Annotated in this window: 22 protein-coding genes and 1 pseudogene; 14 read left to right on the top strand and 9 right to left on the bottom strand. The window is 59.4% G+C overall.

The genetic code is table 11. The features are described from left to right. The 5 genes from SJY36_RS17725 to SJY36_RS17705 all read left to right on the top strand — a co-directional run bounded on the left by SJY36_RS17725 (position 1) and on the right by SJY36_RS17705 (position 4,410). The gene (locus SJY36_RS17725) at positions 1-690 is read left to right on the top strand and encodes a copper-binding protein (RefSeq protein WP_243252144.1); all 690 of its coding nucleotides are present in this window, start codon (positions 1-3) and stop codon (positions 688-690) included. A gap of 86 nt (positions 691-776) precedes the next feature. Beyond that, positions 777-1,307, top strand: a complete 531-nt coding sequence (locus SJY36_RS17720) for a plastocyanin/azurin family copper-binding protein (protein WP_243252142.1) — start codon at positions 777-779, stop codon at positions 1,305-1,307. Between the two features lie 8 nt (positions 1,308-1,315). Beyond that, positions 1,316-2,629: an ABC transporter transmembrane domain-containing protein gene (locus tag SJY36_RS17715; RefSeq protein WP_386176761.1), complete on the top strand. Its 1,314-nt coding sequence runs from the start codon at positions 1,316-1,318 to the stop codon at positions 2,627-2,629. Further along, the gene (locus tag SJY36_RS17710) at positions 2,616-3,074 is read left to right on the top strand and encodes a cytochrome c (RefSeq protein WP_235183686.1); all 459 of its coding nucleotides are present in this window, start codon (positions 2,616-2,618) and stop codon (positions 3,072-3,074) included. Before SJY36_RS17715 ends, SJY36_RS17710 begins: the two co-directional genes overlap by 14 nt. Positions 3,075-3,102: 28 nt before the next feature. Further along, positions 3,103-4,410 (top strand): sialidase family protein, encoded by a 1,308-nt coding sequence (locus tag SJY36_RS17705; protein ID WP_386176760.1) that lies wholly within the window; start codon positions 3,103-3,105, stop codon positions 4,408-4,410. 49 nt (positions 4,411-4,459) lie between these two features. On the opposite strand, the gene SJY36_RS17700 is transcribed toward SJY36_RS17705, so the two are convergent. The 5 genes and pseudogenes from SJY36_RS17700 to SJY36_RS17680 form a co-directional block, all read right to left on the bottom strand. Continuing rightward, the gene (locus SJY36_RS17700; protein ID WP_386176759.1) at positions 4,460-7,609 is read right to left on the bottom strand and encodes an efflux RND transporter permease subunit; all 3,150 of its coding nucleotides are present in this window, start codon (positions 7,607-7,609) and stop codon (positions 4,460-4,462) included. After that, positions 7,606-9,042: an efflux RND transporter periplasmic adaptor subunit gene (locus SJY36_RS17695; RefSeq protein WP_037941717.1), complete on the bottom strand. Its 1,437-nt coding sequence runs from the start codon at positions 9,040-9,042 to the stop codon at positions 7,606-7,608. Before SJY36_RS17695 ends, SJY36_RS17700 begins: the two co-directional genes overlap by 4 nt. After that, entirely contained in the window at positions 9,039-9,437 is a 399-nt protein-coding gene (locus SJY36_RS17690; RefSeq protein ID WP_037941715.1) for a FixH family protein, read from the bottom strand. The genes SJY36_RS17695 and SJY36_RS17690 overlap by 4 nt, the downstream gene beginning before the upstream one ends. A 109-nt stretch (positions 9,438-9,546) precedes the next feature. Next, positions 9,547-9,957, bottom strand: a complete 411-nt coding sequence (locus SJY36_RS17685) for a hypothetical protein (protein ID WP_132998294.1) — start codon at positions 9,955-9,957, stop codon at positions 9,547-9,549. Positions 9,958-9,969: 12 nt separating this feature from the next. Beyond that, a pseudogene (locus tag SJY36_RS17680) lies at positions 9,970-12,298 on the bottom strand (heavy metal translocating P-type ATPase). Between the two features lie 202 nt (positions 12,299-12,500). Here SJY36_RS17680 and SJY36_RS17675 point away from each other — a divergent pair. Further along, positions 12,501-13,247: a hypothetical protein gene (locus tag SJY36_RS17675; RefSeq protein ID WP_235183684.1), complete on the top strand. Its 747-nt coding sequence runs from the start codon at positions 12,501-12,503 to the stop codon at positions 13,245-13,247. Between the two features lie 119 nt (positions 13,248-13,366). On the opposite strand, the gene SJY36_RS17670 is transcribed toward SJY36_RS17675, so the two are convergent. The 4 genes from SJY36_RS17670 to SJY36_RS17655 form a co-directional block, all read right to left on the bottom strand. After that, on the bottom strand, positions 13,367-13,594 hold the full coding sequence (locus SJY36_RS17670; protein WP_009503808.1) for a hypothetical protein: 228 nt from the start codon (positions 13,592-13,594) through the stop codon (positions 13,367-13,369). 3 nt (positions 13,595-13,597) lie between these two features. Further along, positions 13,598-13,729, bottom strand: coding sequence for a hypothetical protein (locus tag SJY36_RS17665; RefSeq protein WP_268874241.1), 132 nt, complete (start codon positions 13,727-13,729; stop codon positions 13,598-13,600). A 32-nt stretch (positions 13,730-13,761) separates the two neighbouring features. Further along, positions 13,762-14,019, bottom strand: a complete 258-nt coding sequence (locus SJY36_RS17660) for a helix-turn-helix transcriptional regulator (protein ID WP_037941711.1) — start codon at positions 14,017-14,019, stop codon at positions 13,762-13,764. A 124-nt stretch (positions 14,020-14,143) separates the two neighbouring features. After that, positions 14,144-14,395, bottom strand: a complete 252-nt coding sequence (locus tag SJY36_RS17655; RefSeq protein ID WP_114865742.1) for a hypothetical protein — start codon at positions 14,393-14,395, stop codon at positions 14,144-14,146. Between the two features lie 210 nt (positions 14,396-14,605). Between SJY36_RS17655 and SJY36_RS17650 the strand changes: the two genes are divergently transcribed. From SJY36_RS17650 to SJY36_RS17615, 8 genes are all read left to right on the top strand, one after another. Beyond that, complete coding sequence (locus tag SJY36_RS17650) at positions 14,606-14,974, top strand: hypothetical protein (RefSeq protein WP_037941710.1); 369 nt, start codon at positions 14,606-14,608, stop codon at positions 14,972-14,974. A gap of 43 nt (positions 14,975-15,017) precedes the next feature. Next, a complete protein-coding gene (locus tag SJY36_RS17645; RefSeq protein ID WP_386176773.1) occupies positions 15,018-15,632 on the top strand; it encodes a lytic transglycosylase domain-containing protein in 615 nt (204 codons plus the stop codon). 107 nt (positions 15,633-15,739) lie between these two features. Beyond that, on the top strand, positions 15,740-16,024 hold the full coding sequence (locus tag SJY36_RS17640) for a TrbC/VirB2 family protein (protein ID WP_037941840.1): 285 nt from the start codon (positions 15,740-15,742) through the stop codon (positions 16,022-16,024). After that, a complete protein-coding gene (locus SJY36_RS17635; protein WP_008327373.1) occupies positions 16,017-16,295 on the top strand; it encodes a type IV secretion system protein VirB3 in 279 nt (92 codons plus the stop codon). Before SJY36_RS17640 ends, SJY36_RS17635 begins: the two co-directional genes overlap by 8 nt. Next, positions 16,285-18,648, top strand: coding sequence for a type IV secretion system DNA-binding domain-containing protein (locus SJY36_RS17630; RefSeq protein WP_037941707.1), 2,364 nt, complete (start codon positions 16,285-16,287; stop codon positions 18,646-18,648). Before SJY36_RS17635 ends, SJY36_RS17630 begins: the two co-directional genes overlap by 11 nt. Beyond that, the gene (locus tag SJY36_RS17625; protein WP_162840128.1) at positions 18,645-18,812 is read left to right on the top strand and encodes a hypothetical protein; all 168 of its coding nucleotides are present in this window, start codon (positions 18,645-18,647) and stop codon (positions 18,810-18,812) included. The genes SJY36_RS17630 and SJY36_RS17625 overlap by 4 nt, the downstream gene beginning before the upstream one ends. Beyond that, a complete protein-coding gene (locus SJY36_RS17620) occupies positions 18,802-19,956 on the top strand; it encodes a lytic transglycosylase domain-containing protein (protein WP_243252212.1) in 1,155 nt (384 codons plus the stop codon). Before SJY36_RS17625 ends, SJY36_RS17620 begins: the two co-directional genes overlap by 11 nt. Beyond that, on the top strand, positions 19,956-20,765 hold the full coding sequence (locus tag SJY36_RS17615; RefSeq protein ID WP_243252218.1) for a type IV secretion system protein: 810 nt from the start codon (positions 19,956-19,958) through the stop codon (positions 20,763-20,765). Before SJY36_RS17620 ends, SJY36_RS17615 begins: the two co-directional genes overlap by 1 nt. Positions 20,766-20,774: the final 9 nt, after the last annotated feature.

Raw genomic sequence — 20,774 nt, 5'->3', positions numbered from 1 at the left:
ATGAAAAAATTTCTTCTGAGCACCTCTCTCGTCCTTTTCGCTTCAACGGGGGCTTTCGCTGACGTTGGTCATGCCAAAATGGCCGTCGGTATGCCCGGCCATACGGCAAAAGTCGACCGGACGATTGATGTAACCCTGCTTGAAAACGACGAAGGCGAAATGCTGATCGAGAGTGAGGAGATGACCATCAAGCAGGGCGAAACCATACGCTTCAACATCACGAACAAGGGTGAGCTTGAACACGAGTTTGTTCTCGACACGCTTGAAAATAACGCCGAGCACAAGATCGAAATGGCCAAGATGGACATGGAACACGACGACCCGAACCGAATCCGTCTCGATGCGGGCGCTTCGGGTGAGGTCGTCTGGACGTTCGCGAATGCTGGTACGTTCGAAGCCGCGTGCCTGATCCCGGGTCACTACGAATCCGGCATGCACCGAGCGGTCTCAGTGGGGGACCAGATGGCTCAGGCTGACGTGGAATACACGAGCGGGACCATCAAGAAGATCGACGCCAAGGCCGGCAAGGTCACAATCATCCACGGCCCTCTGGTCAACCTCGATATGCCCGCGATGACGATGGTATTCCGCGCGGACGAAGCGATGATGGCCAAGATGGCGGAAGGACAGGACATCGAGTTCGTCGCCGACCGGGTCAAGGGCAAGCTTACTGTCACGCAGATGAAGTGAAGATAGACAATGGGGCCGAGGCGAACACGCCCGGCCCCAACGCTTTGAGGCAATAAAATCAAGCGCTACGGAAATAGCCGAGCATTATGAATTTCCTGATAATCTGCACCGCCGCCCTTATGCTTGTCTTTCCGGCTTTCTCAGTGAACGCTTCCAGTGGCAAAGGCCAGCAACCTCATGCGCGGGCCTTTGAATTGCCTGGCCATGATGCGATCGGGAAGCCCGGTGTCGGTTCCTCATTCGACCGGACGATCGAAATATCCATCAGGGAGACAGAAAGCGGCTACATGCTTTTCGAGCCGGACGCGATCCAGATTGAAAAGGGATCGGTCGTTCGGTTCTTGATCGGAAATACAGGCGCTCTGGATCATGAGTTCTTTCTCGGCTCCTTTGACGAAATTGCGAAACATCAGCAGTGGATGCGCGAACACCCCGATATGCAACATGATCGCGCCAACTCGGTTTCGATCCCACGCGGACAAAATGCCGAGTTGATCTGGGAGTTCTCCGATATGATGAACTTGGAGTTCGTATGCTTGATACCCGGCCACCGGGAGGCGGGCATGTGGGGCGTCATCATCGTGCACGACCACCTTGCGCCGAAATCCAAGGGTTAGAATTTTTGATGTCACTCCTGGACAGGTATCACTTGCTTGTACACAACGTATCTGCCGCGTTCGGGTACGACTACAGCGATGCGACGCCAGACTGGGTTCACCCGTTCATTCATCTGATACTGGTCTTAGCACCAGCGCTGCTGATCACTGTCGGCTCATATCTTGCTATTCGCGGCATTCTCAAGCTTTGGAAGCGCCGTCACACCCCCACGTTCCTCCCTGAACCCATACGGGGGCTTGAAGGGAGCCTTTTCAGCACGGTCCTGCGCTACTCCAGAAGGCAGCAGGCATTGATGATTGTAGTCAGCCTCATCGCGATGCCTATTCTATATTTGACCCTCGAACTGCCAAAGCAGATCGTAAACAACGCTTTGGATTCTGATCGTTTCCCCGTTGCCGTTTTGGGACGAGACGTCGATCAGGTCGTTTTCCTAATGCTTCTCTGTGGTCTCTACCTTTTGGCGATCATCCTGAATGGGCTAAACAAATATGGCCTTAACGTGTTCAAGGGATTTGTAGCTGAGCGTTTTCTGCGGCGCTTCCGGCTGCTGGTCTATCGGCAATGGCGCAGCGATCCCAACTCCCGGAACCAGAGCGAAATCGTCCCTATTCTCGCACAGGAAGTTGAGCCCATAGGTGGCTTCGCGGCAGATGTCCTCACGCTGCCAATCCTACAAGGTGGTACACTGTTGACGATCCTGTTTTTCATGTTCGTTCAGGACCCTGTGTTGGGTGCCGCCGCACTGACGGTGCTGCCAATCCAGCTCGTGCTGCTGCCCAAGCTACAACGGCGTGTCAACGCCCTTTCACGTACAAGAATCAAGGAAGTCCGACAGCTCGGCAGACAGCTCAGCGAACAGTTGCATGAACGGCAGGTCAATCCGACCGGACTGCTACCGGCCGGAGCGAGTTTTAGAGAGCTTGAGCACGTCCGCAGGAAAATTTTCCGCCTGAAGTTCTTCATCAAGGCCCTCAACAATTTTCTTACCGCGCTGACCCCATTCCTGTTCTACTCATTGGGAGGATATTTCGTCATCGAAGGGCGTATTACACTCGGTGCCCTGGTGGCCGTCCTGGCCGCACACAAAGACTTCTCGGCACCGCTGAAAGAACTCTTCAATTACTATCAGACGCTGGAAGACACGCGGATCCGGTACCACGAAATCACGACCTTTTTCAACAAATCGATCCAGCAATCCGCAATTGTTCAAGCAGACAACACCATGCCGCAGGACGTCAGTCAATTCGAGCAAGCCCAACTGAGATACCCGGCTTCGTCTCTAAAAAGGCAGGGGCCATCGCAACATCATGAAAGAGTTTGATAGTATGAAATGGGCAGCGATATTTTTCGCTCTGGTCGCCGTCGTTGCAGCAGTATGGTTCATTGTGCAACCGAGCCACTCTCGGACGGGCGTCCAGAGGGAGGAGGGCATCGCGCTTTCCGCGGGTGCTCTCGCTACTGTCAAGCTACCAAACAGTTTCACAGAGCAGGAGCAAATCGGCGCAAGCGCTTATGATGCGGTCTGTTCCGCTTGCCACGGTCGAAACGCGCAGGGCCAAGATGGCGTCGCTCCTCCGCTTGTTCACAAGATTTATGAACCCAGCCACCACGGCGACATGGCGTTTGTCCTTGCAGCGCAGAATGGAGTTCGGGCGCACCACTGGGAATTTGGCAACATGCCAGCGGTTGAAGGCGTGACGCGCTCAGACATCCTTGCTATCGTGGCGTACATTCGAGCTTTGCAGCGGGCCAACGGAATTGACTAGGCACTTTCGTCGGTCAAAAGAAGGGGAGTTGGCGCACGGTCAATCAGCATTTGGTTTGCCACAGAAAAACAATAACGGTGGGAAAATTCTGTTCATGAGTAAATGTTCTGCTGCATCGACTCTGATCCTTGGTGCATTGCTCGCTTCGTCCACCGCATCATACGCGGAGGAAACCGGATTATTCAGATTGACCGACCGCGGATCACCGGTTGGCATCAATGCGCGCGAACCATCACTCGCACCCTTGTCGGATGGCAGGGTTTTACTGAGCTGGACCGAAGAAAGCGGAACCGAAGCGGAAGTTCGCATGGCCATCCTCAACGGCAGTGAGTGGTCGGACGTCCGCACAATTAATGTATCGTCAAAGATTTACATCAACTGGGCCGACTTCCCTTCGGTAGTGGCGCTTGCTGGTGGCGGTTTGGCGGCACAATGGTTAGAGCTGAATGGACCGGGCGATTACCAATACGACGTCAAAATCGCTTTTTCCAAAGATGAAGGCAGAAGCTGGACTGACTCGATTGTCCCTCACGATGACAGGTCTCAACGTGAGCATGGTTTTGTTTCGTTGGTACCCGACCAATTTGGTGGATTGACGGCGCTGTGGCTGGATGGCCGGGAGTATGGCAGTCAGACAGAAGGCGACAGCTTCGAAAATACGATGCAGTTGCGCGCGCGGCAGATCAACTTTGACGGAACGATGCAGCCAGAAAGCCTGTTGGATGTGCGCACCTGTACCTGTTGCCAGACTTCTGCAACGCGGACTGCATCAGGCGACATCGTGGCGGTCTATCGTGACAGAACCGCCGATGAAATTCGCGATATATCGGCTGTCCGGCAGGCCGACGGGGAGTGGACGGAGCCCGCCACGATCCATAACGACGGATGGGAAATCGCCGGATGCCCCGTCAATGGCCCGGCCATTGATACCATGGGCGACAGGATTTCCGTTATCTGGTTCACGGCAGCCGAGAACGAGCCGAAGGTTCGTATCGCCTTTTCGGACGATGGCGGTGCGCAGTTCGACGAACCGCTCCGCATTGACCTCGGCGCAGCCGCAGGTCGGGTGGACGTCCTGCAATTTGCAGATGGCAGCGCATTGGCGCTCTGGATCGAATATGTGGGAGGCGGTGAAGCGATCGTCATGTGCCACGTAACGCCAGATGCCGGATGTGTCGCGCCTCAGGCGCTCCACATCAATCGAGGCGGCGGTTCGGTCGGTTTTCCGAGGATGGCGCTTGGCGGAACCGGGGCGTTTGTGGCCTGGACGCAACCAATCAGCGGCGCGGACGGCAGTACCACCACTCGCGTCGTTGAAGTCGCTCTGACGCCATAGGTTTCAAGCATTCATCTCGATTCCCAATGCCTCCTTAATGCTGTTGCCCTTATTCTGCGGCCTGCCCGAGGGCCAAATCAGGCGCTGTACCGGCCTTCTTGAAGCTCCAGCCTTTGATGATGGCATAAACCGCCGGAATGACGATCAGGGTTAGCAAGGTTGACGACACCATACCTCCGATCATCGGCACTGCGATGCGCTGCATGATCTCGGACCCGGTTCCATGCGCCCAGAGGATCGGCATTAGGCCGGCCATGATTGCGACAACTGTCATCATCTTGGGGCGAACGCGATCTACTGCACCCACCATGATCGCGGCGTAGAGTTCGTCGCGGGTCAGGTCGCGGCCGCCCGCGCGGTCACGCGCTTCATTCAACGCCTGATCGAGATAGATCAACATGATCACACCGGTTTCAGCCGCCACCCCGGCCAGCGCGATAAACCCGACGGCCACCGCAACCGACATGTTGAAGCCCATGAACCACATGAGCCAAATGCCGCCCACCAGCGCGAAGGGCAGCGACAGCATCACGATCAGCGTTTCCGTCAGACGGCGGAAGTTCAGGTAAAGCAGCAGAAAGATCAGCGCCAGCGTTAACGGCACAACTGTGGCCAGCCGCTGTTTCGCACGTTCAAGGTACTCGAACTGCCCGCTCCAGCCCAATGAATAGCCGGGTGGCAGGGTGACGGAAGCCGCGACCGCCGCCTGCGCTTCGGCCACGTAGCCACCAAGATCGCGTCCGACGATATCGACGAAGATATAGACGGCAAGCTGTCCGTTTTCGGTGCGGATCGACGTGGCTCCGCGAGTGCGTTCGATGGTGGCTACGTCCCCGAGTGGAATTGTGCCACCGCCCGGCAGCGCCACTTGAACCTCGCGTCCGATGGCCTCCGGATCGGACCTCAGTGTCGCCGGATAGCGCACTGCGACGTCGTAGCGCTCGCGGCCCTCGACGGTCTGCGTGATGGCCTTGGCCCCCAATGCCATGCCGATCACCTCCTGCACATCCTGCACCGACAGACCGTAGCGGCCAAGGGCAGCGCGGTCGGGCGTGATGTCCAGATAATAGCCGCCAATCACCCGTTCGGCATAGGCGCTGGTCGTTCCTGGCACCGTGCGCACGACGGCTTCGACCTCACGGGCTACCTTTTCCATCTCGGTCAGGCTGGTACCGAAGACCTTGATCCCCACTGGTGTGCGGATGCCGGTGGACAACATGTCGATTCGCGCCCGGATCGGCATCGTCCAGGCGTTCGACACGCCGGGAAATTGCAGCGCGGCATCCATTTCCTGCCGCAGGCTTTCGATGGTGACACCGGGACGCCATTCGTCTTCCGGGCGGAGCTGGATGATCGTCTCGAACATCTCCGTCGGTGCTAGATCGGTCGCAGTCAGCGCGCGGCCTGCCTTGCCGAAAACCGACAACACTTCGGGGAAGGTCTTGATGATGCGGTCCTGGGTCTGCATCAGCTCGGCGGCCTTGGTGACCGAAAGCCCGGGCAGCGTGGTCGGCATGTACATAAGCGTGCCCTCGTTCAGGACAGGCATGAATTCAGACCCCAGCTGGCGCGCGGGCCAGATGGTGATTACCAGTGCCGCAATGGCCACGATGATCGTAAGGCTCTTGGCCTTCAACACGGCGCTGATAATCGGGCGGTAGACCGCGATTAGCACGCGGTTTACCGGATTCCTGTGTTCAGGGATGATCCGACCCCGCACGAAAACCACCATCAACGCAGGCACCAGCGTCACCGACAGGAACGCTGCTGCCGCCATCGAGAAGGTTTTGGTGTAGGCGAGCGGGCCGAACATGCGTCCCTCCTGTCCTTCAAGCGAAAAGATTGGCAGAAACGAGACAGTGATGATCAGCAAGCTGAAGAACAGCGCGGGGCCGACCTCGCTTGCCGCTTCGATCAGCACCTGGATGCGTGGCTTGTCAGGGGCGGCCCGTTCGAGGTGTTTGTGCGCATTTTCGATCATCACGATGGCCGCGTCGATCATCGCGCCGATCGCGATGGCAATGCCGCCGAGGCTCATGATATTGGCCCCGATCCCGAGAAATTTCATTGCCGTGAAGGCCATGAGCAATCCGACAGGCAGCATGATGATCGCCACGAGGGCGGAGCGGACGTGCAACAGAAAAATGATCGTTACCCCCGCCACGACAAGGCTTTCTTCGAGCAGCGTTGTTTTCAACGTCTCGATTGCCGACAGGATCAGGTCGGACCTGTCATAGACCGGCACGATGTCGACTCCTTCCGGCAGGCTTTGGGCCACCACGTCCAGTTCTGCCTTGGCGTTTTCAATCACATCCAGCGCATTGGCACCCACCCGCTGAAGCACGATACCACTGGCGACCTCGCCCTCACCGTTCAACTCGGCGATGCCGCGGCGTTCGCTGGGGACGATTTCGATCCGTGCGACGTCTTTCAGGTTGATCGGCACCCCGCCAATGCTGCGCAGGGTGATGTTGCCGATATCCTCGGTCCCCGCCAGATAGCCGCGTCCGCGCACCATGAATTCGAACTCGGACAGCTCCACCGTGCGCCCGCCGGTGTCCATGTTGCTCTCGGAGATGGCCTTGCCGATATCAGACAGCGTGATCCCCTGCGCGCGCATCCGGACCGGGTCAACTGTGACCGAGTATTGCTTAACGAAGCCACCGACACTGGCCACTTCGGACACGCCCTCTGCACGGCTGGCCCCGAAACGCACTACCCAATCCTGCAACGACCGCAATTCAGCAAGGCTCAGGTTCTCGCCGGTGATCGCATATTGGTAGACCCAGCCCACCCCCGTCGCATCCGGACCAAGGGCTGGTGTCACCCCGTCCGGCAGGCGAGCCGCTGCGGCGTTGAGGTATTCCAGCACGCGCGACCGCGCCCAGTACGGGTCAACGCCGTCCTCGAAGATGATGTAGACAAAGGAAATGCCGAAGAACGAAAACCCGCGCACGACGCGGGATCGCGGCACCGTCAGCATGGCCGAGGTCAGCGGATAAGTGACCTGGTCCTCCACCACCTGAGGGGCCTGGCCCGGGTAGTCGGTCAGCACGATCACCTGCACGTCCGACAGATCGGGAATAGCGTCGATCGGCAAGTTGCGCAGTGACCAGACCCCGGCGGCGATGATCAGGGCCGTGGCAAAGAACACCAGAACAAGGTTCCGGGCGGACCATTCGATGACACGCGCGATCATTCGCTTGCCTCCGGGGAGGCCAGCGCAGCCAGGGCGGCGTTCAGGTTGCTTTCCGCGTCGATCAGAAAGGTCGAGGTGGTGACGACCCGGTCGCCCTCGGCAATACCTTCGCGGATTTCCACCATTCCGGAGGCCTGTCGCCCCACGACCACATCCTGCGGCGCGAATTTACCCTCTCCCATGTCCCGGATCACCACCTGGCGATCGCCGGTGTCGATCACTGACGTTTCCGGCACTTGCACCACGGGCGCGCCGTCGCCCGTCGCCAAAGCCACATCAGCAAACATGTTGACCAGCAGGCGTCCCTCAGTATTGGGCAGATCGATGCGGACGCGTGCAGTTCGGGTCTGCATATCGACCTCAGGGTATATCTTGTCGATCAAGCCGCTGAAGGTTTCGCCCGGCAGGCCGGGAAAGGTGATCGTGGCCGCGTTTCCGTCCGCAAGGCCGATCAGAGCGGATTCCGGCACGTCCGCAAAGACCCAGACAACCGAGGTATCGGCAATACGAAACAGCGTTTCGCCAGCCTCGGACATCATGCCTTCGACGGCCATTCTTTCCAGAACCACGCCCGACCGCGGTGCCATCAGGCTGATTTGCACCGGCGCACGCCTGTCCGCCGCGATCTTGTCGATCACTGACACGGGAACTCCCAGGTTTGCCAGCCTTTGACGGCTGCCTTCCACGCGCCCTTCACCACTTCGCAGGTCCGAAACATACTGTGCGGCCGCCGAGACGATATCCGGAGAATAGAGCATCGCCAGCGGTTCGCCCGCTTCAACGATTGATCCGGTCGTTACATCCTCAACTTCTTCGATGAAAGCATCTGCACGCAATGAAATGACGCTTACCCGACGCTCATCCAGCGCGACGATCCCCGGCGCTCGCACCGTCATTGCCATGGGCTTGAGCACCGCAACTGACGTACGTACGCCGGTGCGCTGTAGTTTGCCGGGCGATACCGTCACCGATCCGGCATCTTTTGCCTCATCGGCAAAAACGGGAAGGTAGTCCATGCCCATGGAATCCTGCTTAGGCACCGGCGACGTATCGGGCAGGCCCATCGGATGCCGGTAGTAGAGAACGGTTCGTTCGCCAATTTTCGCCTCTAGGGGGTTGGGCGCCTCTGGGTCAAACGACACATCTTCGCTTGCCAGCACCGGCAGAAACGCCTTGCCATCGACGGTGTCGGTCGGCACCGCGGACCACTCGGCAAGACCGTCAGGGTGTCGATAGTAGATAATCGGGCCCATCGCCGATCGGATTTCGGCCGGCATCGCATCAGCTCTACGTCCCAAAAGTGCTGTGAGCTGCGTCTGCGCCACATCCGTCAGCATCGCAGGCGTCCAGCCTTTGCCGCCCGCCGCAAGGCCAACCCATCCAGCCGCGCTGCCAACGACGGCGATCAGCACCAGTTTGCCAAAGGCGCTCATGGCTGTACCTCGATCACGATCTGTGCCTGAACGGTTTCCATCTCGCCCTGCACCTTGGCCGCAACGGAAAAGCGCCAGTTTCCGTCCATCGTCAGATCGGCAGAGAAGCGATAGAGACCCGGCTCTTCGCCGGGTAACGCCAAGACCGGTGAAGTCATCGTCTCCATCCCGTCCGGCGCCATATCCAACCTTGTGGCAAAGATGACGGCGCCCTCCACGGGCGCATTGGTGCGGGTATCAATCAGACGAACTTCTAGAACCGCATCGTCTCCGAAGGCATAAGTCGTCTCGACAAGAACGAGAATGTAATCAGATGCAGCGGCCTGTGCCACCGGCACGGAAAGCTGGGCTGCGACCACGAGGGCAGCAAGGGCGCTGTGAATATAACGGGGCATGATACGCCTGTATTGACGGGCAACGGGAACGCCGACCATCGTATCGACCTGGAACTGGTCTAAACGTTACATCGGCGCGCGGCTTTTGGTGCGACAAGCACCAGAACCGCTATGCCTTGGGCGGTCTTTGCAATCCGCCGTCCGCGTGTTGCAGGATCGCCGTCGCCTCGGTCCGCAAGAACCCGGCACGTCCGGAGCGAGGCAGGTTCGCCAGGATCACCCGTTCGAGCCCGGCCACGATCGGGACCACACGACATTGCGTCGTGGAAATGCAGGCAGCATCGCATTCCGGCATATCCGGACAATCACTCGGGCAGCAATCGCTCTGCATGGCCATTTCAGGCGCTGGGTCCACGCTTGAAATGGACGCAAGATTGATTTGCACCAGAACAGCGCCAACCAACAGAGCAACCAGAAAAAGGCGCGTTTTGAATAACATGCAACATACTATGCTGAAGTTCTCATAGATCAGCAATACACGTTTTGCTGAAATAGAAGTGTCGTCCAGCTTCACGCTCAATACGCGGATCGTCTAAAGCCTCAATCGCCTTAGTCTGAGCGCGTTCGCGATGACCGAGACCGACGAGAGGCTCATTGCGGCGGCGGCGAACATGGGCGACATCAACAGCCCGAATACCGGGTAGAGCACGCCCGCAGCTAAGGGCACACCGAGCGTGTTGTAGGCAAAGGCCCAGAACAGGTTCTGGCGTATGTTACGGATCGTCGCCACGGCCAGCGTCCGTGCCTTGACGATACCGTTCAAATCGCCGCGCAAGAGAGTGATGCCCGCGCTTTCAACCGCCACGTCCGCACCCGTACCCATTGCAAGGCCGACATCCGCTGCAGCGAGGGCAGGCGCGTCGTTGACACCATCGCCGGCCATGGCGACCTTTTTGCCATTCGCGTGGAGCTCGTCCACCAGTGCCTTTTTGTCTTCCGGGAGAACGCCGGCTCGTACTTCGTCGATGCCAAGACGCTGCGCCACGGCCCTTGCTGTGCGTTCGTTATCACCCGTAGCCATGATTATCCGCAGGCCCGCCTCGTGCAATTGCTTGATGGCCTCGGCCGTCGTTTCCTTGATCGGGTCGGCGACGGCGACGATGCCGGACAGTTTTCCTTCTATGGCCACGAACATGGCCGTCTTGCCTTCGCTTCGCAGAACATCTGCTGCCTCCTCTGCTGCGGAGGTGTCGAGGGACATGTCGCGCATCATCGCGGTGTTACCAAGCGCGACGGCGCGGCCCGAGACGGTTCCGCTCACACCCTTGCCGGTCACGGCTTCGAAGTTCTCGGCATTGCCGACTTTGATACCTCTCTCTTTCGCACCTTCGACGATGGCCTCCGCCAGCGGGTGCTCGGAGCCTTTTTCCAAGGCAGCCGCGAGGGTCAGAATGGTTTCTTCGGACTCGTCGTCCAAAGCGTTCACATCGGTTAGCGTCGGCTTGCCTTCGGTCAGGGTGCCGGTCTTATCGACGATCAGCGTATCGACCTTGGCCATGCGTTCCAGCGCTTCGGCGTCCTTGATCAGGACACCCGCCTGCGCACCGCGACCTGCGGCCGTCGTGATCGAAATCGGGGTCGCCAGACCCAGAGCACAGGGGCAGGCGATGATCAGCACTGACACCGCCGAGGCGATAGCAAAGACGAGTGCCGGTTCGGGCCCGAAGCCGAGCCAAGCGGCGAAGGAAAGGATGGCGACCACGACAACGGTCGGCACGAAATAGGAAGAAACCTGGTCCGCGAGCCCCTGGATCGGTGCACGGGATCGCCGCGCGTTCGAGACCATCTCGACGATCTGGCTCAGCATCGTGTCGGCACCTACACGGGCGGCTTCTATGACAAGGGAGCCGATCTTATTGATTGTGCCGCCGGTGACCGTATCGCCCGGACCTTTTTCGACCGGCAACGGCTCGCCGGTTATCATGCTCTCGTCGATGGATGACGTTCCGTCAACAACCTTGGCGTCAACGGGGACCGCATCACCTGGGCGAACCCTCAGGCGATCTCCCTCAACGATGTTTTCCAGCGGTGCGTCGTATTCCGTACCGTCGGGCAGAATGCGTCGCGCGGTTTTCGGGGCCAGATCGAGCAGCGCCCGGATGGCATCGCCGGTCCGTTCCCGCGCCCGCAATTCCAGTACTTGCCCGACGAAAATCAGAGTGATGATGACGACGGCAGCTTCAAAATAGGTGCCGACACCCGCGCCCATTCGGTACTCGTCCGGAAACACACCAGGAAGGAACGTGGCGACCAGCGAATAGAGATATGCCGCGCCGACACCAATCGCGATCAGCGTCCACATGTTGGGTGAGCGGTTCACGATCGACGCACAACCCCGCACGAAAAACGGCTTCGCCGCCCACAGCACGATCGGCGTCGCCAACAGGAACTCGAGGTATGTCGCCAGTTGATGCCCGATCCAGTCCCGGACCGGCAGACCGACCAGCTCTCCCATAGTCAAGATAACCAGAAGGAACGGCCGCGGCGGCACTGATCCACATTCGGCGGGTAAAGTCGGTCAGTTCTTCGCTGGGTTCATCCGACGGCACCATCGGTTCAAGCGCCATGCCGCAGATCGGACAGGCGCCGGGCTCGTCACGAACTATCTCGGGGTGCATTGGGCAGGTGTACTGAGTCCCGGCTTTCGGGGTCATGCTGTGATCCGATGCCGTACCTGAGGCATAGTAGATCGGATCGGCCTCGAACCTGGTCTGGCACTTATCGGAGCAGAAGTAGAAGGTTTCACCGTCATAATTTGCCTGACGGGCCTCCGGAGACATAGTGACGGACATGCCGCAAACTGGATCCTTGGCCTGATCGGATGACCGCTCTTGCGGGTGCGGTTCTGTTACCTGTATCATGCTCTAGCCCTCCAAAATGATGCCAACTCCTAAGATGGGGCTTCCAGCAACGGGAAGGTCAAGCTTGGATTGCTGATTAGCGAAGGAAAGCTGATTGATACTGCCAATATATTACATAATAACTCTTACCGGTCCAAAATCTTAGTGTTGCGATAGTATATTATCGTAGATATGCTGAGCCTAGTCACAGAGGGCCCTCAGCATGCGTCATCTATTTAAGAAGCTCCTCCCGTCGGTCGCAGTCGCTTTGACTGTGACAAGTTCTTTGCTGCCGATGCCCGCTCGCGCGCAGACATACCCGATCGATTGCGCGATCCTCTTGTGCTTGTCTGGCGGCTGGCCTGCTTCCGTTCCTTGCGCCCGAGCACGCGCCGAATTCATCCGACGAATTACGCCTTGGCCGGTGGAACCTCCGCTTCAAATCTGGCGCTGCCCTATGGGCGCTTCCTTTGAGACCGCTCCAGCACCAAACAGTTCAGACCGCATCTTTGAAGCGTTCTTCCAGTACAACAGCACTGGTCTGCGACAATCCTATCCAGCGCGCGATACCGCTGACCCAATTGCGGCCGCTTGGCGCACCTCAGAAGCCCCGGACTACCTTGTTCCCGCCGAGCAGGCCCTCCGGCTCGTTCAAGATCGCGCGGACATCGATATCAGCGGACCTGAGTTCAACTTCGTGCAGTCCATTCGCGTCTTTGATGTCCGGTATGCGCGACAGCACGAATCCGGACGCGACGGCGATTGCAACCGTAGTGCCACCGTGGTCCTCGGCACATATGGAACGCAAGGTGACTTCGCCTGGCAGAGGTCCTCCATAACCGCCCTACCAGCCGCCCATGCCGGTCTCGAACGATGGGGCCAGAATTGCCCCAGTATCTATCATCAATCCGTTTTCGTCGACTGGCGTGACTACGAGGGCAACTACGGCTTTGAACAGGTGAACTACTGAACTTACGCGAAATGGCTCGGACTGTAAGATTGGTTTCGCGGACATGTGCAATGCCACCTCGCGCGTTAGTCGTCGCAGTACGGTTCGGCATTTCGGCAAACGCCGCAGGGTAGCCCTCCTCACCCGCCCTCGTCTCTTCCGATCCGCATGAGCGCCTCGAAGTCGATTTCTTGCTTCTGTTCGTCACTTATATCCGGCCGGATTTTTGATACCGGCTGGGGTCCATGGACGTCCCACATCACCGCGTGCGCGCCTGTAGTCCAGCTATAAACCCAACCAACAACGCTGCGCCCGTCGGTCCCGATCAGATTGGCAATCGCGACGCCTTCACCATTATCATCGTCCACTGTTTACTGACTTCCTGCACTTTGGCGCTGCAATCGCGGCATCGTGTTCTCAGGCTTCGCCTGCACAGCATGACGCAATTGGTGGATGTTGGCTAACTGCTCTTCCTTGAGGTAGCGGATTTCACGAAGGGACATCCAAAGCGGTACGCCCCAAATTTGCATTGCTCTCAAATCCTATGGTCGGGCTCCGTGGCGGCTTCAACGATCCCGAGAACCTCATAGGGGTCAAAGCCGATGGCGCGGGCGAGGACAACCAGCTCGACGACGTCGACCCGGCGCTGGCCGCTTTCAAGGCGGGCAATGAGGGATTGGTGGCATCTGAGCTTAGTCGCCAATTCAGCCTGTCCAAGGCCTGCCTTGATTCGGGCGTCGACCAACGCTTGGCAGAGTGCCACCTGTCCCGTGCTTCTGATTGTCTTTGCCACGCGTCACATACCTTTTGTAACGTCGCTAGCGGATGAAATCTGTTATCTAAAAAGTAGATATATGAGGGCGTTATCGGCGTCTGGTTTCCATGGGCTGCAAGTCTGATGCTCCCGAGGTCGCCCATCAATCCCCTACCAATTGCAGAAATCGGCCATAGTCCTCGCTGACTTCGCGCGCTTCCTCGAAGGCACGGGCCCGTTCACCGTCGAGGCAACGGAAGTAGTTCTGGATATCCTGGATGTAATCTTCGAAATCGCCACGGATGATGTCCGCATATTCCCGCGCCGCCAGCGAATCGCTTGGTAGAAAAGGGCGGGTTGGGGCGAAGCAGGATTCCGCCAAAACCAGCCCGGGAACGCAGATCAGAGGGACCACAGATTGCAATGGCAGCAGTCCAGTCAACCTTGGGTTTGTCAAACCTGTTATCTCCTTGATCGCGGACACTAGCCGTGACTAGTGTCCGCGTGACTAAACTACAGCTGATGCATGATATTACATCTTGCGGTTGAAAGTATACTATCGTAACTCTGGGCTTCAAGTGAAAATGCCTAGGGTCGCGCCATTGAAGAAAGCGTGAGCCGGGCCATGAACTGGGACATCGAAGCACCAAATGTGGTTACGGAAGCCAGGTTCCGCGAACTCGTGGAAAGCGGCTATTGTGCAGAAATCCTGTGCCAGGAGACGGCACATAAGAAAGGCCCCAGCTATTACGGGGTCTGGATTATGCGTGTTGTCTCTGATGACGGGGTGGAAAAGCTCCTCGTCACCGCCCGCACGCGGACGACCTACAACGATATCAAGATCCGCGAGTTCAAGACGGTCTCCGGCGTGGTGTCTTTCTTCATTGGCCTTGGTTTTGCGCATGTCGACCTGCCGCTTGAGGCGGGAACAAGCCGCACGCATAAACTCGCCCCGCCAGACAAAGCCCCATCAGACAAGGGCGCTGACAACTAACCTCGTCTGCCTCTGGCTGGTCGCCATGCCAGCCTCCGCGCAAATAGTCCTGGTCATGGATAGCGACGGCTCTCTTACCCCGTCGCGCTCCCAAAGCAGCTTTGCTCGAAACTACAATGACGGGATTGGTCAGGGTTCGGCCTCCGATGGGATCGCGATCCTCGGCGAGGTAAAGTCCGAGCAAGAGGGCGTCCAAGTTGCGGCCTTTGCCCGCCTGACTCCCCTGCCCCGCGCCGATGTTCTCTCTGGGATTCAGACCACGGCCTTGCGCTATGCCGGCCATCCCGGCCTGCGTCGCGCGGGGCTTTCCGTGACGGATTGGCTGGCTCTCTATCGAGCCAATATCGAGGTTGAGAGCGCCTATCGGCAGAATGCGATTTCAAGTGCAGGTGCCATTGGCCTTGGCCAGTTAATGCCCGCCACGGCCAGTGATCTGGGCGTCGACCCGCGTGATCCGCTGCAGAACCTCGACGGCTCCGCCCGCTACCTCGCGATGATGCTGGGGGCCTTCGGCGATCCGCGTCTCGCCCTCGCAGCCTACAACGCCGGACCCGATGCGGTCCGCCAGTATGACGGCATTCCCCCTTACCGAGAAACCCAGAACCACGTGGCCCGCGTCATGGCCGTCGTAGCCCGATTGGAAGGATCAAATTCATGATGTCCCAGCCTTTTTGGAAATCATTCCTAAAAACACTTATCGGCAATGTCACGAGAGCGCGCAGCGCGGCAGTGCATTGGCGATACCGCTTTTTCCAAACAAGTTGGATTTCACACCTCTTTGTCGCCTCGCTGGCGCTCTTTCTGGTATTCGCTGAGCCTGCGCTTGCGCAAAGCATTGATCTTTCCCCGATTCAGAGCCTGTTGCAGGGCATCGTTGATGCGCTGACCGGCCCGCTCGGCGTCGTGATCGCCACACTCGCCGTTCTGGGCGTGTTCCTCAGCTGGTTCTTCAATATCATCGATCTGCGACAGGCCCTCTGGGTTCTCGTCGGCATTGCCGGTGTTGCCGCCGCTCCCACTATCGTTGCCGCAGTTTTCGCCGGTGGCTGAGCGCTCGCCTCTCTTTCTCGGCCTCGTGCGCCCGCCCAAGCTTCTGGGCCTGCCCATCATGTACGCGATGGTCTGGCTTTTCGGCTCGGTGCTCTTGTTCGTCTGGGTCCAGCACATCGCGGTGCTGGGTGTGGCGGCCCTGCTCTACCCGGTGCTCTGGAAGGCTGCGGATTGGGACCCACGCTTCATCGACGTGATGATGACGGCGCTGCAAGAGACGCCGCCCACGCGGAACCGCTCCATCCACGGCGGGGACAGCTATGCCCCGTGAAGCCGCGCTTGATCTCCGCACGATGACGCCGGACTGGTACGCGCACGAGACCCGCCTCGCGCACATGCTGCCCTATGTGAGCCTCGTCGATGACCAGACCGTGCGGACCCGGGTCAACGAGCTTTTCCAGTGCATCCGGCTCGACGGGGTCAATAGCTACACGACCGATGACGCCTATCTCGACAAGGTGACCGCGCTCTTTGCCCGGATCATTGCGCAATTGGGGCCGGAGTTCAGCTATTACGTCCATAAGGTCTCGAAGGCGATCACGCCGGACCTCGAGCCGCTGCGCGAGGACAGTTTCGCGGGAGAAGTCGACCGGCTCTGGCGCAAGAAGCTAGAGACCAGCGGGCTGCGCGACAAGACGCTCACCCTTACGATCATCCATCGCCCGCCTCCAAAAAGCGTCCTGCCATTCCTGAACCGCAGCGCGCCGGATCGCCTCAAGGAAGCGACCGAGAAGCGCCTTCGCCGATTGGGCGAGGCCGTGAACGTGTTCCTGTCTGGCCTGACGGAGCTGAATCCACGTGTGCTTTCGGCCAAGTCCGGCGAGTTGATCGGCTTTCTGGGGGCCCTCAACACTGGCCAGGAACTGCCGCTCTATCCGGCGAACACCTATGGCTTCCTGTCCTTCAACGTCGCCAACACGCGAGTGACGTTTCAAGGCGATCACTTCGAGCTCTCCGAAGGCGTCGTGGGACACCGCTACGGCAAGAGTTTCACCATCGGGGAATACTCGGAAGGCACCTCCTGCACCGTTTTCGACATGCTGAACCTGCCGGTCGACATGATCGTCACCCATTCCTTCACGCCGATCAATTCGAACCTCATGGCAGGCCGCATCAAGCGGCAAAAGCGCCAGATGCAGGCCTCCCAGGACGCGGCCCTGTCGCTGATGGAAGCGCTCGACATCGCCGCCGATGATCTGGAGGCCAAACGCCAGAGCTTCGGCGAGCACCACATGGTGGTGACGATCTTCTGCGATACGCTGGACGAGTTGCAAACGCTCAGCGCCGAGATCGTCAACGCCGCTGCCGCCGAAGGCGTGAAGATGATCGGCGAGCGGGTCGCGGCCAAAGCCCACTACCTCAGTCAGCATCCCGGCAACCAGCCGAAACGCGTGCGTGCCAGTGCGATCACCAACCGTAATTTCGCCGACTTCGCGGCGTTTCATCGGACGCAGCTCGGCAAACCTGCTCAGAAAACCCCTTGGGGGAAGGTCATCACCTATCTGCCCACGCCCGAACAGAGCGCTTACCGGTTTTCTTATCACGAGCAAGGCAGCCCCAAGAAAGAACCCACCAGCGGGCATACCTTGATCATGGGACGGCCCGGATCCGGCAAGTCGGTGCTTTCCGCTTTTCTCATGACGCAAGCCCGTCGAGCAGGGGCGCGGATCTTCGTCTTCGATTACCGTCTCGGTATGGAGATGGCGGTCCGCGCCAATGGCGGGCGCTACGCCTCCCTGAAAGCAGGCCAGCCCACCGGTCTCAATCCACTTTGGACCGAGACCGATGCGCGGGGCACCGCGTGGCTCTCGGACTGGCTCACCACACTGCTCTACCGCGCCGACAAGCCTCTGACCCCTGCGCAGACCAACCGCATCCAGGAAGTCGTGCGCCAGAACGCGCAGGCCACAAACCCGGCCCTACGGAACTGGCGGGATTTCGCATCGCTCTTTGTCTCCACCGACGATGGCGGCGATCTGCACCAGCGTTTGCTCGAGTGGACCGAAGAGGGCCGCTATGGCTGGATCTTCGGGCAGACGCTGGAAGACACGTTCTCGCTCGAAGGCGATGTCGTCGGGTTCGATCTCACCGGCATTCTCGACAGCGAGGCCGAGAAAGAACGGATGGCCGTCCTCTCCTATCTCTTCCGCCGGGTCGAGCGCGAGATCGAGGACCGCCGCCCCACCATCATCGTGATCGACGAGGCCTGGAAGGCGCTTGACAATGCGTATTTCGCCGAACGGCTCTCGAACTGGCTGGTGACCGCGCGCAAGCAGAACACCGTCGCGGTGATGATGACGCAATACGCGAGCCAATTGGAGCGCACGCGCACGGGCAAGACCATCATCGAGGCCGTGCCGACGCAGATCCTGCTCCCAAACATCCGCGCCCATGCCGCCGATTACGCGATGCTCAATCTCTATGAGAAGGAACTCGATGTGCTTCTCAACACCGGGAGCGACAGCCGCCTTGCGCTGATCCGTGATGACCAGGGCTCCATCGTCGTCGATGCAGGTCTTAGCGCCCTCGGGCCCAATCTCACCATCCTCGGCGGCATGGAGAAAGGCGAGGCGCTCGTCGGATCCGATTACCGCAACCGCCCGGACTTCTGGAGACTTTCATGATCCGTATTCTTATCGCTTTGGCTGCGCTCGGCGCGCTGGCCTCCTGCACCCAGTACCGGGAGCCGCAGGCGAACTGCTTCACATTCCTTGCGTCCACGGCACCCGTCGCGCCGGATTGCAGCTTCACGCCCCTCGGCGCACCGGAGGGTGACGTTGACGTCTAGGCTGCCCCATATCCTGGCGCTTTGCCTGTTGCCCGGTCTCGCCCTGTCCCAAGGCGTGCCAACCAATGACAGCGGGCTGACTGCACGCGATATCGTAGAAACGGGTGATCGCGAGGCAGACTTGGCTGTTCAGGCCGACAAGCTTGCCGTGCGCGAACTCATCGCCGAGATCGAACGGGAGCAGCTGGAAACCCTCCGACGCATCCTCAATGCCCAGACCAGCTTCGGCGGTCAGGGCCTGCCCGCCATGGTCTCGGGGCTGGAAAGCGGCAGCGGCGATCCCCACCGCGCCGTGGAAGCCGTCTATGGCACGGGAGAAATCGATCCCAATCCCGGCGGTGCGCAGATGTTCGGGGATGCGTCTGAGAACATCGAGCAGCTCATCATCCGGGTCGCCCAAGAGACCAGCGGCTTTGCGGGAGTTGGCCGCGCAGGGCTCTCGCCCGTCCAGTGGCGCGCGTTGCTGCAAGCCCTCATCTGGCAGGAAAGCCGGTTTACGATTGGGGCACGGTCTCCCGTCGGCGCCTATGGTCTCACCCAGATCATGCCCGGCACCGCCAGCGATCTTGGTATCAACCCGGAATATTATGACAGCCCCTACCTGCAGGTGCATGGTGGCGCGCGGTATCTGGCGGCCCAGCTCAACACCTTTGACGGCAATATCATCAACGCCCTCGCGGCCTACAACGCCGGCCCCGGTCGCGTGTTCGAATATGGGGGCGTGCCACCCTTCCGCGAGACTAGAGCCTACGTTCAGGTCATCCCCGAACGCTATAACCTCTATTTGACCCGTATCGGGGGGATCGAAGCGCTTGGCACGATCGACCCCGCGTTACTGGCAAATGCCAACCTCTCGATCACCGGGCATGGCGCGGCGTTCTATGGCAACAATTCGCCCACCGCGATCCGACAGGGCGCCCTGCGCATCGCGGACATCGTCGAGCGGATCTCTGAAACCGAGGATGTGCAGGAAAGCATCGCGCTCAACACCTATGCGCGCGCCGAACTCGTGCGCCTTGTCGCCGCACGCATCCGGCTACAGGCGGCGCGAACCCGCGTGCTGTCTGCCGAAGAGCTGGCACAGGCCAGCGCCCGCATGGCCGAGGGCGCGTTCATGGATTTCACGATCAGGGAGATTGAATGATGGGACATCTGCTCTTGAGGACAGCTTTGGCCACAACACTTGGGGTTGGCTTGCAGTTCGGCGCCATACCCCCTGCCGCAGCACAAGGTGTACCGGTCGTCGACACCCAGAACATCGCGCAAAACATCCATCAGCTCCGGCAGATGATCGAAGACGAGATCCTGCAGAATGAGCAGCTGACGCAGCTCCGCGAACAGCTTGCCACACTCACGGAACAACTTGCGGAGCTGCAACGAACATATGAAGCCCTGACCCGCCTGGCCGAATTGCCGGAAATCATCCGCACGGAAATGGAAGACGAGTTGAACGGTCTGCTCGACCAGGAGTTCGGGGACATCCTCGCCACGATTGAGGCGATCAAGACCGGAGACTTCTCTGGCCTCTCCGGCTCCGGCGCAGGCGAGATCGAAACCCAGATGGACCGGGTGCTGGCCGATCTCGGCTTCGATGAAGACACGCTCTCGGAAATGGCCACGAGCGGCAATTCCGGGGCCAACCGCGTGGCGACGCAGGCAACAACCGGCGCGCTCGTCTCAGCCGCCGCCCAGAACAGCTATGAAGATGCCGGCCAATCGCTCGAGCGGGTCGACCGTCTTGTGGGGCTTATCGACGACATGGACGAACTCAAGGAAAGCATCGATCTCAACACGCGCGTGACCGCTGAATTGGCCATCGCCCTCGTGGCGATGTGGCAACTGGAAGCGATTCAAACCGTGGGTGACGGCACCGGCGGCGTGATCGACGCCGCCACCATCGCCGAGGAACAGCGCTTCATGGATTTCACGCTACCGGACCTCCAGGCAGACTGATCGTGGGGG

Origin of the sequence: Sulfitobacter sp. R86518, from assembly GCF_042466275.1 — a bacterium.
Taxonomy (GTDB): domain Bacteria; phylum Pseudomonadota; class Alphaproteobacteria; order Rhodobacterales; family Rhodobacteraceae; genus Sulfitobacter; species Sulfitobacter pontiacus.
The sequence above is the reverse complement of the archived record's forward strand: the minus strand, read 5'-3'. Positions and strand labels throughout refer to the sequence as shown.